This is a genomic window from Burkholderia sp. Ac-20345, from assembly GCF_017104825.1.
Classification (GTDB): Bacteria; Pseudomonadota; Gammaproteobacteria; order Burkholderiales; family Burkholderiaceae; genus Burkholderia; species Burkholderia lata_B.
This window is the reverse complement of the sequence record NZ_JAAGPO010000116.1, coordinates 1-15604: the sequence shown is the minus strand read 5'-3', so window position 1 is coordinate 15604 and position 15604 is coordinate 1. Positions and strand designations below refer to the sequence as shown.

Genomic DNA, 15604 nt, shown 5'->3' with positions numbered 1-15604 from the left:
TGAGCTAACGATGTGGCAACAAGCTGGAGAAAAAACTCTTCTAGATGCCCGCCGGGTTTTTGCCAATGTTTAGTGTGGGTAAAAAATGCGAAAACGCGCGCGAGCGGCAAATCCGTTCATTTCACGCAAGTTTCGTTCGATGACTAAACAATTCGGGCGCGAACACGAAGGGTCGACGCACTGTATTCGTGTTCTGCAGCACATCGTTGCGTTTTGCGAAACGATCCGATGACCGTCTTCAAATCGTCATGTCGTCACGCGGGTGCGTCGAGGTCGGCACTGCGCGCGGGCACGAATGCGACCGCGACGATCGACAGCGCGATCCCGGCCATCACGTAGTAAGTCGGCGCGAGCGGCGTGCCCGTGACCTTGATCAGCCATGTGACGATGAACTGCCCGAAGCCGCCGAACAGCATCACCGCGACGTTGTACGCGATCGACAGCCCGGTCGAGCGCACGTTGGCCGGAAACAGCTCGGCGATCATCGCGCCGAACGGCCCGTAATAGCCCGCGAGCGTGACCGACAGCACGGCCTGCACCGCGATCAGCCGCGCGATGCTCGGCGCCGCGTCGAGCCACGCGAACAGCGGATACATCAGCACGAGCGTCAGCACGAGCGACCACAGCGACAGCCCCTTGCGGCCGATGCGGTCCGACCACGCGCCCGCGACCGGCGACAGCACCATCAGCAGCAGGTTGCCGACGATCACCGCGTAGAACGATTCCGCGTAAGGCAGCTTCAGCTGCTTCACCGCGAAGGTCGGCAGATAGCTGATCAGCACGTAGATCGTCACCGTCAGCGCGATCACCGAGCCGAGCCCGCACAGCACTTCGCGCGGGTGGCGCGTGAACACGTCGCGAAGCGTCGCGCGACGCGCATTCTGCTGCGCATGCAGGAACGCTTCGGAATCGGCGAGATGGCGGCGGATGTAGAAGCCGATCGGGCCGATCACGAGCCCGAGGATGAACGGCACGCGCCAGCCCCAGCTGCGCAGCGCATCGTGCGACAGCCCGCGCGTGATGGCCGCGCCGACGAGCGCGCCGATCAGCAGCGCGGCCGCCTGGCTTGCCATCTGCCAGCTGCCGTAGAAGCCGCGTTTCGAGAACGGCGCGGCCTCGATCAGCAGCGCCGTCGCGCTGCCGAATTCGCCGCCCGCGGAAAAGCCCTGCAGCAGACGGCCGAGCACGATCAGGAGCGGGCCGCCGATGCCGATCGCCGCATAGGGCGGCGCGATCGCGAGCAGGAAGATGCCGGCCGTCATCAGGAGGATCACGAGCGACAGCGCGGCCTTGCGGCCCGCGCGATCCGCGTACAGCCCGAATACGATGCCGCCGATCGGGCGCATGAAGAACGCGACGCCGAACGTCGCGGTGGTCTGCAGCAGCGACGAGTATTCGCTGGAGGTCGGGAAGAACAGCTCGGCGATCACGACCGTCATGAAGCCGAACACCGTGAAGTCGTACCACTCGAGCGCGTTGCCGATCACGGCGGCCGCAACCGCACGCCGGTTCAGCGCACGCTCGGGCCGGACCGTTTTCGTTGAGTTCGCAATCGTCGCCATGCGTGCCTCGTCCTCGTCAGTTCGCCGTGTCGGGCGGCGCGGCGTGCGGAGTGCCCGCGGCGCGCTGGTTTGCAGCGAGTGTAGAAAGCGACGGAACCGATTTCAAGCAATAAAAAACGCCCGCCATCTTTCGACGGCGGGCGTTGTGCGGTTTTCGCCACAATGCGGCATCGCACGATGCCGCACGGGCCTCAACCCATCTTCGAGAAGGCGCTGCACCAGCCCTTCGCCGACACCTGCTTGCCGGGGAAGGCGCCGCACGGGCCCGAGGCCGAGCCCTTCTTGCCCTGGTACAGCATGCAGGCCGCGCAATCCTGGCCTGCCGCGTATTTCGGGTACTTCGTCTTGTCGACCTTCGTGGCATCGGCCTTGTAGCCGAGCGCCACGGCGGTCGGATCGGTTTCCGGCAGCATGGGCGCATCAGCCAGTGCTTCGCGCGACAGCGCCAGCGCGGACACGGCACCAATGCTCGTAATCAGGAAACTCCGACGGGATGTTTTCATGGGGGACTCGCTCCAACGTTATCGGTTTGAAAGCTGTTCTGGCGACAGCCGTTCGACAGAATAACGCTCAAGCGAATAAATGTGCGTGCCGAAATTCCAGAGATAAGGAATTCCACACGGCCGCCACACGGCCGATACGCCCCCGCCACGAACCCACCACACATCCGCCACACACTCGCCGCGTCAGCGGTAAGCCGCCATGTCGCCCACGCGCTGCGCGAGCGCGAGCGACGCGGTGAGCCCCGGCGACTCGATCCCGAACAGGTTCACGAGCCCGCGCACCCCATGTTGCGCGACGCCCTGCACGATGAAATCGGCCGGCGGCTCGCCGGGCCCCGCGACCTTCGGCCGGATGCCCGCGTACGCCGGCTGCAGCGCGTCGTCGGGCAAGCCCGGCCAGAATGCGCGAATCGACGCGTAGAACGCGGTCGCGCGCGCGGGATCGACTTCGTAGCGCAGCGTATCGATCCATTCGACGTCCGGGCCGAAGCGCGCCTGCCCGCCGAGATCGAGCGTCAGGTGCACGCCGAGCCCCGCGCGGTCGGGCATCGGGTAGATCAGGTGCGAAAACGGTGCACGGCCCGACAGGCTGAAGTAGTTGCCGCGCGCGAGATAGAGCGGCGGCACCCAGCGCGGGTCGAGGCCGCGCGTGCGGCGCGCCAGCGCCTGGGCGCCGAGGCCCGCGCTGTTGATCACGCAGGCGGCCTCGATCTCGGTCGGCGCGTCGCCGCCCGTGCGCACGACGAAGCGCCCGCCGCGCAGCACGTCGATCGATTCGACCGGAGATTTCAGCGCGCACACCGCGCCGTCGTGTTCCGCGTCGCCGAGCAGCGCGAGCATCAGCTGGTGGCTGTCGACGATGCCGGTGGACGGCGAGAACAGCGCCTCGACGCATTCGAGCGCGGGCTCGAGCGTCTGCACCTCGACGCGCGTGAGCGGCATCAGGTCGAGCACGCCGTTTTCGGTCGCGCGCGCGGCGATGGTCTTCAGCTGCTTCACCTGTGCGGCGCTCGTGGCAACGAGCAGCTTGCCGGCGCGCCGGTGCGGCACGTGATGCGTCTCGCAGAATTCGTACAACAGATCGCGCCCGTGCACGCACGACATCGCCTTCAGCGACCCGCGCGGATAGTAGAGCCCCGCATGGATCACTTCGCTGTTGCGCGAACTCGTACCCGTGCCGATCGCATCGGCGGCCTCGAGCACGAGCGTTTCGCGCCCGCGCGAGGCCAGTTCGCGCGCAATCGCAAGACCGACGACGCCCGCGCCGATCACGACACAATCCATCTGCTCCATGACGTTTCGCGCCGCTAGCGCGTCGAGGGGAGAGAAGAGAATTGTACGTCCCGGCTCACCTGCTTGCCGAAGGTCGTGCAGTGCATCGTGGCGACGCCGTGCATGACGTACGACGCACGGAACGACTCGCGGCACTGCACGGCGCGCACGCCGCCGAGGCCGTGCGCGCGCCGCTCGTTCAGAAGCCGATCGGCCGGCGCTTCGCGGCGCCCTCGTCGGCCCGGATGTCGCGCGGCCCGATCGCATCGCGGCCGTCGAGCCGCGCGGCGCCGAATGCGTGCAGCAGCGCACGGCGCATCGTGCGCGGCGGGGTCGCGGCCAGCACATCGAGCGCGTCGTCGCCGAGGGTGTCCGGGAAGCGCCGCCCCCACGCATGCGACGTGCGGATCTCGTCGTAGATCGTCTGCGCAATCCGGCGCGCGCCGGCCGCATCGGGCGGCTCGATCTCGTACACGCTCATCCGGTTGAGCAGCGGCTCCGGAATCGCGTGCGCATCGTTCGCGGTCGCGATCCAGATCACGTTGCCCGCATCGATCGGCACTTCCGCGAATTCGTCGATGAACGCGCGCGCGGTGTCGTGCTCGAGCAACGCGTACAGCGCGCCGAGCGGATCGTATTGCGCATCGCTGCCGGCCTTGTCGATCTCGTCGACCGCGATCACCGGGTTCGCGTAGCTGCCGTTCACGAGCGCATCGAACACCTTGCCGGGCTTCGCGTTCTTCCATTGCGACGACGCCCCCGACAGGATCCAGCCGGCCGTCAGCGAACTCATCGGCACGTAGTGGTACGCGGTGCCGAGCAGTTGCGCGAGCGCCTTCGCGAAGTGCGTCTTGCCGATGCCCGGGGGCCCGAGCAGCAGGATCGGCATCAGTTCGAGCCGGTCGTCCGTTTCCAGGCACAGCGCGACCTGCTTGCGCACGTCGTCGAGCGGCTCGGCGAAATTGGGCAAGGCCTCGCCGAGCGCGTCGAACGACGGCATCCGGTTCGGCTTCACGCAGAAGCGCAGATTGCCCGTCTTGAGCATCCTCTCGTAGGTGGCGCGCAGTGCGTCGCTCGCGCTCTCGTTCAGGTCACTCAGCGCCGTCTCGACCTGCTCGAGGTCGTACACCGTGCTGAAGGACGCCACCGCCAGTTCCTGTTTCACCATCGCCGTCGTCATACCAACCTCGCTGCCGCTTGCTGTCACACGACCATCAGACCCTTACGATTTCAGTGTAGCGATCCCGCATCCCCGCGCAAGCAAGCAGCCGTGTGCGTCTGCTGCTAACACCCGCGCGCGCTGCACGCCGGCGCACCGCGGCGTATGATCGTCGGTTCACCCACCCGCCGCACCGGCCCGGCCGACGGCGCCCGCGCGGCGCGTCGGACCCCGTCCCGAAGGTATGCCGATGTCCGTCCCCCCTGCTTTCCCGCGCGTCGATGCCGATGCAATCGACGCCGCCGACGCGGCGCTCATATCGCGCCGCGCGATCCGCGCGTTCCTGCCGACGCCCGTGCCGCGCGACACGCTCGAGGCAATCCTCGAAGCCGCGAGCCGCGCACCGTCGGGCACCAACATCCAGCCGTGGCGCGTGTACGTCGCGACAGGCGCCACGCGCGATACGCTCGCTGCCGCGCTCACCGCAGCCCACGACGATCCCGCGCGCGACGAGAAATACGTCGCCGAGTACGACTACTACCCGCGCGAATGGGTGTCGCCGTATATCGACCGGCGCCGCAAGGTCGGCTGGGACCTGTACGGCCTGTTGAACATCGGCCGCGACGAGAAGGCGCGCATGCATGCGCAGCACGCCCGCAACTTCCGCTTCTTCGATGCACCGGTCGCACTGTTCTTCACGCTCGACCGCGTGATGACCTACGGCGCCTGGCTCGACTGCGGGATGTTCCTGCAGGGCGTGATGACCGCCGCGCGCGCACGCGGGCTCGATACTTGCCCGCAGGCCGCATTCGTGCCGTTTCACCGGATCGTCACCGAACACCTCGGCATTCCCGCCAACGAACAGCTCGTCTGTGGCATGTCGCTCGGCCATGCGGACCCCGACGCGATCGAGAACCGCCTCGTCACCGAGCGCGCGCCGGTCGCCGAGTTCACGCGCTTTTTCGCTTGAAAACGCATGACGCGGCCCTACCTTTCGAACAGGACCGCATCGTGCGGCGAACCTCCCGCGGCACGTCCTGTCACATCACGATCGAAATCGATCGGGCGTAAGATGTGCGTCCGTTCCCCGCTATTCCGCGTTTCCGGAGACGTTTCATGCTGAAACACGGCCTGGCCGTCCTGCTCGCGAGCATCACGCTCGCCGCCCATGCGCAGAGCCCCGCGCCGGCCTCCGTCGCGTGGGAGATCCAGGTAGTACGCGACGCTCAGACCATCGACACGTTCCAGCAGCGCACCACCGTGGGTCAGACCCGTACCGATACCCATCGCTATCCGTCCGCCGTGCCGGTCGGCTGCGGCAATGCCGCGCGCGTCGTGCCCACCGAGCGCTCGCGCTCGGTGACGGTCGCGCCGCTCACCGTCGACGCCGGCGCGAGCACCGTGTCGCTCGCGCTCGACGTGCAGGAAACGATCGACGACGAAGGCGCGAAGCCGGCCGATCCGTGCCTGCCCGCGTCGCCGCGGCAAATCGTCGCGAGTCACCCCGGCCTCACGGTCAGTGGTGACGCGTGGACCGACTGGACGCTCGTCGAGCAGCATCCGCACCTCGTGTACCGCGTGCGTGCGCACGTCGCGAAGGATTGAGCGTCATGTCCGCCGACGCCCTGTCCCTGCCGTTCGCCGAACCGCACGCCGCGCCCGACGAAATCACCGCGGTGAGCTGGAACCTGCACAAGGGCCGCTCGCCGCTCGGCTTCACCGCGTGGAACGCGATGCGCAACTGGATGCAGTCGACGCACGCCGACGTGTATTTCCTGCAGGAAGCGATGGCGCGCCGCATGCCGCGCCCCGTGCTCGCGCCCGGCTTCGGCGCGCCGATGGACGACGCGGTCGACGACGTATGGCACTGCCAGGCCACCGAGATCGCGCATGCACTCGACTGGCAGATCGCGCTCGGGCCGAACGTGTTCAAGCCGTCGTGGCGGCACGGCAATGCGATCCTGTCGCCGCATCCGCTCGACCTCGGCGGCCGCTGGGACATCTCCGCGCACCGCTTCGAGCGGCGCGGGCTGCTGGTCGCGCGCGCGACGCTCGCGGGCGCCCGCCCGGTCACGCTGCTGTGCGCGCACCTCGCGCTCACGCGCGCCGCGCGGCTGCGCCAGATGCACTGGATCGCGCACTGGATCGTGCGCAACGCGGGCGACGGCCCGTTGATGCTCGCCGGCGACTTCAACGACTGGCGCAACGATTCGGTCGCGCTGTTCGGCGAAATCGGTTTGTCCGAGGTCGCGACGCTGCTCGGCGAATCGGGCCGCACGTTCCCCGCGTTCTCGCCGGCGCTCGCGCTCGACAAGATGTTCGTGCGCGGGCTGACACCGCTCGAATGGCGCGCCCCGTCCGGCGAGGCCGCGTGGCTGTCGGATCATCTGCCGTACATCGCGCGCCTGCGCCTCGATCCGCAATAACGTTTCCGATCTCGGCCCGATTGCGCGCGACCAAAGCGCTGCCCCGCGGCGCGCGCTACAGTAACGCCTTGCCCATTCCGCCAAGCCCCGCCGCCGGGCCGCGCCGCCATGACCTACCTGCCGATCCTGCTGCAAATCGCCGTCGTCTATCTCGTCGCGGCGATCACCCCCGGCCCGAATTTCTTCATGATTTCGCAACTGTCGCTCGCGGGGCGGCGCAGCCTCGGTGCCGCGTCGGCGCTCGGCGTCGGCACCGCGTCGATCGCGTGGGCGACGCTCGCGATGCTCGGTCTCGCGGCCGTGCTGCACCAGGTCGAATGGCTGTATGAGGCGATCCGGATCGGCGGCGCCGCATACCTCGTGTATTTCGGCTTCAAGCTGCTGCGTTCGGGCGTGCGCCGCGACACGGCACCGGCCGACGCGCCCGACGAACGCGCGCCGCTGGCCGCACCGCACGCACACGACTACCTGCGCGCGTATCGCAGCGGCCTGTTCACCTGCCTGACGAACCCGAAATCGTGCGCGTTCTGGACCAGCGTGTTCGCGGCGATGCTGCCCGCGCACGTGCCGCTGTGGTTCAACGGCGCGGTGCTGGTGACGATCGGCGTGCTGTCGGCCGGCTGGTATTCGTGCGTCGCGTACCTGTTCGCGAGCCCGCGCGCGCAGCGCGGCTACCGGCGCGTGCGACGCCCGCTCGACGCACTGTGCGGCGTCGCACTCGTCGGCCTCGGCGCAAAACTCGCGGCCGAGCGCTGAAAAACTGAAAGCAGATTGAAATAATTCGTTGCGCCAAATCCGCGCGGCCACGGGGGTCAAGCCCGCGATCCGCGTCAACAGGGTAAAATAACGAGTTCCTCAATCGTCTGTCATCGAGAAGGCGCGTGTCCGACGCGCCGGCCGGCCGATCCGCGATCGGGCCGTCGCACTCGGTTTTTTGCCCGTTTTTGGGCCCGTTACTCGCGTTCGCTACGCGCGTCCGTTTTCAAAGCCATGAGCAAATACGACACCGCCACCGTCCAATCCGTCCACCACTGGACCGACACGCTGTTCAGCTTCACCTGCACCCGTGAGGCGAGCCTGCGCTTCAACAACGGCGAATTCACGATGGTCGGCCTCGAGGTCGACGGCAAGCCGCTCGCGCGCGCCTACTCGATCGTCAGCCCGAACTACGAAGAGCATCTCGAATTCTTCAGCATCAAGGTGCAGAACGGCCCGCTGACGTCGCGCCTGCAGCACCTGAAGGTGGGCGACACGGTGCTGATCGGCAAGAAGCCGACGGGCACGCTGGTCGCCGACAACCTGCTGCCGGGCAAGACGCTGTGGATGCTGTCGACGGGCACGGGCCTCGCGCCGTTCATGTCGATCATCCGCGATCCGGACATCTACGACCGTTTCGACAAGGTGATCCTGACGCACACGTGCCGCCTGAAGGGCGAGCTCGCGTACATGGACTTCATCAAGCACGACCTGCCGGGCCACGAGTACCTGGGCGACATCATCAAGGAAAAGCTCGTCTACTACCCGACGGTCACGCGCGAAGCGTTCGACAACGAAGGCCGGATCACCGACCTGATCGCAACGGGCAAGCTGTTCACGGATCTCGACGTCCCGCCGTTCTCGCCGGAAAACGACCGCGTGATGCTGTGCGGCAGCACCGCGATGCTGAAGGACACGACCGACCTGCTGAAGCAGGCCGGCCTCGTCGAAGGCAAGAACAGCGCGCCGGGCCACTACGTGATCGAGCGCGCGTTCGTGGATTGATCGATCCCCAAATTTGCGCGTCATCAAGAACCGGAGCGAAAGCTCCGGTTTTTTTTCATCCCTACTTGGCGAATTCGTAACAAATTGGGATCATCCCATCTCAAATAGTTACATTTGGATACGTCATCGTCCGGTGCTCGGGTGTCAGTGTTTTTCCTACAACACGTTCATTCCGATTATTCACATTTACCCTTAAATGTCCGCCCGACATGACCTTTTCAGAAATTATGAGATATTATTCGCCGCGCGTGGTTGCCGTTCGGATGGGAGTGGAAGGGTCGGATGCAAGTGTTACAGAATGTAACTTTTGTTACCTCGGCAGGGGGCGATTCTCTGGCGGCGACCGTCATCAAAACGGCAGCCGATCCACGCAGCCAGCCGGTGTCTGAACCGCTTTCTGACAGCAGGGAGAGTCATGGATACGTCGCTTAACGCGCCTTTGGGCGCCCACGCCCCGTTCCCGTCGCAACAGCTCATGCCGGGCTGCGTCGCGACTCCGCCCATTGCCGACGTCGCGCCGAAACGCGGCGCCTCCGCCGCGCGGATCGCAGCACTGTCTGCCCAATTGCTCGCCGCCGACGAAGCGGCTCGCCGCCACCTGGCCGGCGAGTTGCACGACGGACTCGGCGCCGAACTCACCGCTGCTCGTTTTGCGCTCGCAAACGTTCAAACGTGGCTGCCGGTCGATGCACCGGACGGTTGCCTGCGCGCGCTGGAGCTTGCGCAGCAGGCGCTCGACGCCGCGACCGACGCGAATCGCCGGCTGATCGACGAGCGCGACACGCCGGCGCTCGACGCGGGCCTGGTCGGCGCGCTGTCGTCGTGGGCCGACACCCATGCCGCACGCACGGGCCTGCGCACCAGCTTCGTCTGTGCAGCCGACGCGCGCCTGACGCAGATCGCCGGCGCCAGCGCGCTCGCGGTGTTCCGCGTCGCGCAGGAAGCGTTGTCGAACGTCGCGAAGCACGCACGTGCGACGTCGGTCGACGTGCGGATCGCCACCGACGGCACGCATCTGTCACTGATTGTCTCCGACGATGGGATCGGTTTCTCCCGTAGCCGACGCACCGGCTACGGTCTGGCCGGCATGCGCGCCCGCTGCGAGGCGTTCGGCGGCAACTTCGAGACGGCCACGCCGGAAACCGGCCACGGCACGCGCGTCACCGCGCGCTTCGCGTGGAATTCGCTGCTCGCGGTGCCCGTCGCGGCCCGCCGCACGTCGCTTTCGTGAGGTCGTCATGAGCCTGAACATCCTGCTCGTGGACGATCACGCGATCGTCCGGCAAGGGATCCGCCAGTTGCTGATCGACCGGGGCGTCGCGCGCGACGTCACCGAGGCCGAGAACGGCAGCGACGCCATGGTCGCCGTCGACAAACAGGAATTCGACGTGATCCTGCTCGACATCTCGCTGCCGGACACGAATGGCATCGAGGTGCTCAAGCGTCTCAAGCGCAAGCTGCCGCGCACGCCGGTGCTGATGTTCTCGATGTATCGCGAGGACCAGTACGCGGTACGCGCGCTGAAGGCCGGCGCCGCCGGTTATCTGTCGAAGACGGTCAACGCCCCGCAGATGATCGGCGCGATCCAGCAGGTCGCGGCAGGCCGCAAGTACGTGAGCCCCGCGATGGCCGAGGCGCTCGCCGAATACGTGTCGTTCGAGAACGAGCCGCTGCCGCACGAGAAGCTGTCCGACCGCGAATACCAGACGCTCTGCATGCTCGCGTCGGGCAAGCGGCTCACCGACATCGCGAACACGCTGTCGCTGTCCGTGAAGACGGTGAGCGTGTACCGGTCGCGGCTGCTCGAGAAGATGCGGCTGTCGAACAACGCGGAACTCACGTTCTACGTGATGAGCAACCGGCTCGTCGACATGGCGCCCACGGCCGGCGCCTGATTTCCCCGCCTCACCCGATTCGTCCGATTCGTCCGGCCCAGCGACGCGGCGCATGCCGCGCCGCCGTGCGCTGCCGCCCATTTGGCGTGCAAGCGCTTGTTTTATCGGACGATTTCTCGACGCGCCGCTGCGCCGCAGCGGGTCTTGTGCGCCAAATCGGCTAAAATTACGGGTTTTCACTCAGTCAGCGCTACCGCGCCCGCGCGCGCTGGCGATTCATCCGCAATGTCTCTCTTCCGCAAGAAAAACGTCGATCGCATGATCGCCGGCGCGCATGCCGCCGGGCTCAAGAAAGCGCTCGGCGCGATCGACCTCACCTTCCTCGGCATCGGCGCGATCATCGGCACCGGCATCTTCGTGCTGACCGGTACCGGCGCCGTGCAGGCCGGCCCCGCGCTGATGCTGTCGTTCGTGATCGCCGCGATCGCGTGCGGCCTCGCCGCGCTGTCGTACGCGGAATTCGCGTCGACGATCCCCGTCGCCGGCTCGATCTACACGTATTCGTACGCCACCCTCGGCGAGCTCGTCGCGTGGATCATCGGCTGGGACCTGATGCTCGAATACGGCCTCGCGTCGTCGGCCGTGTCGGTCGGCTGGTCGGGCTACCTGCAGTCACTGCTGCAGGGCTTCGGGCTGACGCTGCCCACCGTGCTGACGGCCGCGCCCGGTGCGGTGCCGGGCGTCGTCACGTGGTTCAACCTGCCCGCGTTCCTCGTGATGATCGTGATCACGACGCTGCTGTCGATCGGCATCCGTGAGTCGACCCGCATCAACAACATCATGGTGTTCATCAAGGTGTCGGTCGTGCTGCTCGTGATCGCGGTCGGCGTGTTCCACGTAACGCCCGCGAACTGGAAGCCGTTCATGCCGCACGGCTGGAACGGCGTGTTCGGCGCGGCGGCCGTGATGTTCTTCGCGTTCATCGGCTTCGACGCGGTGTCGTCGGCGGCCGAGGAAGTGAAGAATCCGAAACGCGACCTGCCGATCGGCATCATCGCGTCGCTCGCGGTGTGCGCGGTGCTGTACGTGACGGTCGCCGCGGTCGCGACCGGCATCGTGCCGTCGGCCCAGTACGCGAACATCTCGCACCCGATCTCGTACGCGCTGCAGGTTGCCGGCGAGACGTGGGTGGCAGGCTTCATCGATCTCGGCGCCGTGCTCGGCATGCTGACCGTGATCCTCGTGATGAGCTACGGCCAGACGCGCGTGATCTTCGCGATGTCGCGCGACGGGTTGCTGCCGGCGGCGCTGTCGCGCGTGCACCCGCGCTACGCGACGCCGTTCCTGACGACCTGGCTCGTCGGCCTGTTCTTCGGGCTGATCGCCGCGCTCGTGCCGCTCAACGTGCTCGCCGAGCTGATCAACATCGGCACGCTCGCCGCATTCTCGATGGTGTCGATCGCGGTGCTCGTGCTGCGCCGCACGCACCCCGACCTGCCGCGCGCGTTCCGCTGCCCCGGCGTGCCGGTGGTGCCGATCCTCGCGGTCGCGTCGTGCCTGTTCCTGATGCTGAACCTGCAGCCCATCACGTGGGCCGCGTTCGGTATCTGGCTCGTGATCGGCCTCGTGATCTACTTCCTGTACTCGCGTCACCACTCGAAGCTCGCGCACGGTCACCACGACGCGCACTGAGCGCCGTCATCGCGCGCACGCCGTGCGCGATGACGCGACACCCCGCGGGGCCGCCACCGGCCCCGCGGGGCAACCTCCTCCCCCGAACCCGCCACTACGCCGTTCCCGCGATCGCCCGCTGCCCGATCGTCGCGATGCCTTGCCCGATCCTCCGGATTTGCCCGCGCGAGCCACCGCACCGCCTGCACGTGCGCGCTGCGCGGTTCATAATCCCGCCATCGAACGACGGTCGCGGGCAGCGGGCCGTCCGGCAACAGGAAGAAGATGATGGAAAGCGTCGATCTCGATGTATTGAAATCCAGCGCGCGCTGGCTCGAAGAAGGGCGCCGCGTGCTGCTCGTGACGGTCGTGAAGACGTGGGGCTCGTCGCCGCGCCCGGAAGGCGCGATGCTCGCGGTACGCGAGGATGGGCTCGTGGTCGGCTCCGTGTCCGGCGGGTGCATCGAGGACGACCTGATCGCCCGCGTGCACGCGAGCGGGATCGCGGCCGACGCGCGCCCGGAAGCGCTCAAGTACGGCGTGACGGCCGAGGAAGCGCACCGCTTCGGGCTGCCATGCGGCGGCACGATCCAGCTCGTGCTCGAACCGCTCACGCGCGACAGCGGGATTGCCGCACTGTGCGCGGAAGTCGAGGCCGGCCGCCTCGTCACGCGCACGATGACGCTCGCGACGGGCCGCGCATCGCTGTCGCCCGCGCAAGCCGCCGACGGGCTCGCGTTCGACGGCGAGCGGCTCGTGACGATCCACGGGCCGCGCTACCGGATGCTCGTGATCGGTGCCGGCCAGTTGTCGCGCTATCTGTGCCAGATCGCGGTCGGGCTCGACTACCAGGTGACGGTGTGCGATCCGCGCGAGGAATACACGGATGCGTGGGACGTGCCGGGCACGCGCGTCGTGCACACGATGCCCGACGATACGGTGCTCGACATGAACCTCGATGCGCGTTCGGCCGTGATCGCGCTCACGCACGACCCGAAGCTCGATGATCTTGCCCTGATGGAGGCGCTGAAGACGCCGGCGTTCTACGTGGGCGCGCTCGGCTCACGGCGCAACAACGCGGCGCGGCGCGAACGGTTGCGCGAATTCGACCTGAACGAAGCGGAACTGGGCCGGTTGCACGGGCCGGCCGGCATCTACATCGGCAGCCGGACGCCGCCGGAAATCGCGATCTCGATCCTCGCCGAGATCACCGCCGCGAAGAACAACGTGTCGCTGCCGACGATCCTGCAGGTCGAGGGTGCGAAGGCCGCGCGCGAGATCGCGGCGAACAGCGGCGCGGCCTGCGGCCTCTGATCGCTACCGACTCCGGTGCGCGGTCGCGCCGGGTACGCGTCCGCCACGAGCGAAGCGGACGAAATCAACGACATTGCACGCACCGGCGCCAGGCCGGCGCGTGTCGCCGATCAGGTCAGGCCCGCGGCGAGCGCCGCGGCGACCGAACCGGCCACCAGCACGACGCCGACCGTGCGACGCTTGTTCAGCTCGGTCCATAGCAGCACGCCGGTCAGCGACAGCAGGATCAGCGAGCCGGCAATCGTGTCCATCAGCAGCACCCAGCCGAGATTCATCCCGACGCCGCGATGCAGGTTGTTCAGCGTCGTCAGGAACGTGTTGCCCGTGCGCTTCACCGCGACGTAGCCGTTGCCGACCCAGTATTCGGCCTGCAGGTTCTGATGCGGGCCGAACAGGCCCATCTGCCAGTGCTCCGGCTGCATCACGCGTTTGTCGCCCCACGCCACGGGCTGCGCAGGCTCCTTGCGCATACGGCCCGGCTTGCCGTCGAAATGCAGTTCATGCTGCAGCCACTTCGTCATCGCGGCGGGCGTCTTCGGCGCAGGATCGGGCAATGCGATCTGCATTTCCTCGACCTGGGGCTCGCCGGTCGAAATCTTCAGCGGCGGCGCGCGGTGGTTGAGCAGCACACCCGTCACGCCGAACAGCAGCCCGAGCACCGCGCCCCACAGCCCGACCCAGCCGTGCACCTTGCGCAGCCACTTGATGAAGGTCGCGCGGCGCGAACGCTGGCGGCGCGCGGCCAGTTCGTCGTCGCTCAGCGGGCGAGCCGCCGGGTGCAGCACGGTGACGCCCGCGCGGGAAGTACCCGTCTTGGGCGGATTGATCGTTTCGGGCGCGTTCACGCGAAAGTTTCCATTCGTTCAAAACAACGGGCGGCGCGCAGAGAGTGCGTGCCGCCCGAGTAGCATGAAAATGAGAATGGATATCATTACACAAATCTATCGTCGGCTCAATCCGTTCGGGTACGTATCGATATGCGCTGCGGGAGAGGAAAGACGAACGAAGCGCACACGTTGCGCCACGATGCCGATCAATAGGCGAAAAATGCCGACAGAATGATCTTGCAAGGCCCGGACAGCATTTCGTAATGCAGTCGCGTGATACCGGGCTATTCAGCGCAATGGCGGCAGCGGAAAGCGCGGCGCGGCATCGTCCGGCGCAGGCTCAGTGCGGTCGAGCGAGTACAGCCACGCGAGCAGATCCGCGACCGCCTGGTAGAGCTGCGGCGGAATCCGGTCGTCGAGGTCGACCTGCATCAGCAGCGACACCATTTCCGGCGCCGTATGCACGTACAACCCCGCATCGTGCGCACGCGCGACAATCATCTCGGCGAGTGCGCCGTAGCCCTTCGCGACCACGCGCGGCGCCGCGTCGCCGCCCTTCGGATCGTAGACGAGCGCGGCCGCGCGCTTGCGGGACGACATGCTCATTGCAGCGCCTCGTCGTCGGTATCCGGCGCACGCGTCGCCGGGCTGCCGGCCGAGGCCGAACCGCGCGCATATGCGGCGGCGGCCGCCTGGGCCGCAAACAGGTCGAAGGCGTCCGGGCCGTCGTCGACCGCGCGGATCGACAGCCCGCCCACCCGCAGCCCCGACACTTCGAGCCGCTGCCGCAGCGCAGCCTCGTGCCGCGTGAGCCGGTCGGCGCCCGTCTGGTTCGCGCGCAGCCGCGCGACGAGCTGCGTGCCGTTCAGCACCAGCTCCGCGTCGACCGTGCCGAGCGACGGCAACGTCAGCGTCAGGCGCGTGCGCCAGGCGATACCGTCGCCCGTGCTGTCGTCGCCACGCGGCGCGCGGTTGCCCGGATCGTCGGGCTCGATCGTCCAGTCGAGCCGCGCACCGGGCCACGCCTCGCCCGCCCATCGGAACTGGTCGGTCGCGAGCGCGTCGAGCTGCTGCCTGACGAGCGGCACGGCGGCCGGATGCACAGGCGCAAGCGTCTGCGCCTGGGATTCGGACGACGCGGTGGCCAGCTCGGCCCGCGCGGGTGTCCAGCGCGCATCGGCACGCTCGCCGAGCAGATCGGCCGTATCGGGTGGCAACGACGCGCCCTGCCGCGCGCCTGCCGGCAACGCCTGTGCGGGATCGCGAGCCGGCGA

The 15604-nt window shown here is 67.5% G+C and carries 16 protein-coding genes; 9 read left to right on the top strand and 7 right to left on the bottom strand.

Annotated elements, in window-relative coordinates:
* Positions 1-254: 254 nt before the first annotated feature.
* From G3O06_RS31205 to G3O06_RS31190, 4 genes are all read right to left on the bottom strand, one after another.
* Positions 255-1562: an MFS transporter gene (locus G3O06_RS31205; protein WP_205818507.1), complete on the bottom strand. Its 1308-nt coding sequence runs from the start codon at positions 1560-1562 to the stop codon at positions 255-257.
* A gap of 191 nt (positions 1563-1753) precedes the next feature.
* Entirely contained in the window at positions 1754-2065 is a 312-nt protein-coding gene (locus tag G3O06_RS31200) for a high-potential iron-sulfur protein (protein WP_006477538.1), read from the bottom strand.
* A gap of 183 nt (positions 2066-2248) precedes the next feature.
* Positions 2249-3358 (bottom strand): NAD(P)/FAD-dependent oxidoreductase, encoded by a 1110-nt coding sequence (locus tag G3O06_RS31195; protein WP_205818506.1) that lies wholly within the window; start codon positions 3356-3358, stop codon positions 2249-2251.
* Between the two features lie 178 nt (positions 3359-3536).
* The gene (locus G3O06_RS31190; protein WP_205818505.1) at positions 3537-4517 is read right to left on the bottom strand and encodes an AAA family ATPase; all 981 of its coding nucleotides are present in this window, start codon (positions 4515-4517) and stop codon (positions 3537-3539) included.
* Between the two features lie 229 nt (positions 4518-4746).
* Here G3O06_RS31190 and G3O06_RS31185 point away from each other — a divergent pair, with 229 nt between their 5' ends.
* The 9 genes from G3O06_RS31185 to G3O06_RS31145 all read left to right on the top strand — a co-directional run bounded on the left by G3O06_RS31185 (position 4747) and on the right by G3O06_RS31145 (position 13503).
* Entirely contained in the window at positions 4747-5466 is a 720-nt protein-coding gene (locus tag G3O06_RS31185) for a nitroreductase (protein ID WP_205818504.1), read from the top strand.
* A 146-nt stretch (positions 5467-5612) separates the two neighbouring features.
* Entirely contained in the window at positions 5613-6101 is a 489-nt protein-coding gene (locus G3O06_RS31180) for a hypothetical protein (protein ID WP_205818503.1), read from the top strand.
* Between the two features lie 5 nt (positions 6102-6106).
* Positions 6107-6922 (top strand): endonuclease/exonuclease/phosphatase family protein, encoded by an 816-nt coding sequence (locus G3O06_RS31175; protein WP_039354781.1) that lies wholly within the window; start codon positions 6107-6109, stop codon positions 6920-6922.
* Between the two features lie 108 nt (positions 6923-7030).
* Complete coding sequence (locus G3O06_RS31170; protein WP_205818502.1) at positions 7031-7678, top strand: LysE family translocator; 648 nt, start codon at positions 7031-7033, stop codon at positions 7676-7678.
* Positions 7679-7912: 234 nt separating this feature from the next.
* The gene (locus G3O06_RS31165) at positions 7913-8683 is read left to right on the top strand and encodes a ferredoxin--NADP reductase (protein WP_085041890.1); all 771 of its coding nucleotides are present in this window, start codon (positions 7913-7915) and stop codon (positions 8681-8683) included.
* 415 nt (positions 8684-9098) lie between these two features.
* Positions 9099-9914: a quorum system sensor histidine kinase RqpS gene (gene rqpS, locus G3O06_RS31160; protein WP_205818501.1), complete on the top strand. Its 816-nt coding sequence runs from the start codon at positions 9099-9101 to the stop codon at positions 9912-9914.
* 7 nt (positions 9915-9921) lie between these two features.
* Positions 9922-10578, top strand: coding sequence for a response regulator transcription factor RqpR (gene rqpR, locus G3O06_RS31155; RefSeq protein WP_174918224.1), 657 nt, complete (start codon positions 9922-9924; stop codon positions 10576-10578).
* Between the two features lie 225 nt (positions 10579-10803).
* Complete coding sequence (locus G3O06_RS31150) at positions 10804-12210, top strand: amino acid permease (RefSeq protein ID WP_174974363.1); 1407 nt, start codon at positions 10804-10806, stop codon at positions 12208-12210.
* Positions 12211-12477: 267 nt separating this feature from the next.
* Entirely contained in the window at positions 12478-13503 is a 1026-nt protein-coding gene (locus G3O06_RS31145) for an XdhC family protein (RefSeq protein WP_174918226.1), read from the top strand.
* A gap of 110 nt (positions 13504-13613) precedes the next feature.
* On the opposite strand, the gene G3O06_RS31140 is transcribed toward G3O06_RS31145, so the two are convergent.
* From G3O06_RS31140 to G3O06_RS31130, 3 genes are all read right to left on the bottom strand, one after another.
* Entirely contained in the window at positions 13614-14348 is a 735-nt protein-coding gene (locus G3O06_RS31140) for a PepSY-associated TM helix domain-containing protein (RefSeq protein WP_205818500.1), read from the bottom strand.
* A gap of 270 nt (positions 14349-14618) precedes the next feature.
* Complete coding sequence (locus G3O06_RS31135; RefSeq protein ID WP_174918228.1) at positions 14619-14936, bottom strand: EscU/YscU/HrcU family type III secretion system export apparatus switch protein; 318 nt, start codon at positions 14934-14936, stop codon at positions 14619-14621.
* Positions 14933-15604: flagellar hook-length control protein FliK (locus G3O06_RS31130; RefSeq protein ID WP_205818499.1), on the bottom strand; the 672-nt coding region annotated here is incomplete at its 5' end. The genes G3O06_RS31135 and G3O06_RS31130, both read right to left, overlap by 4 nt.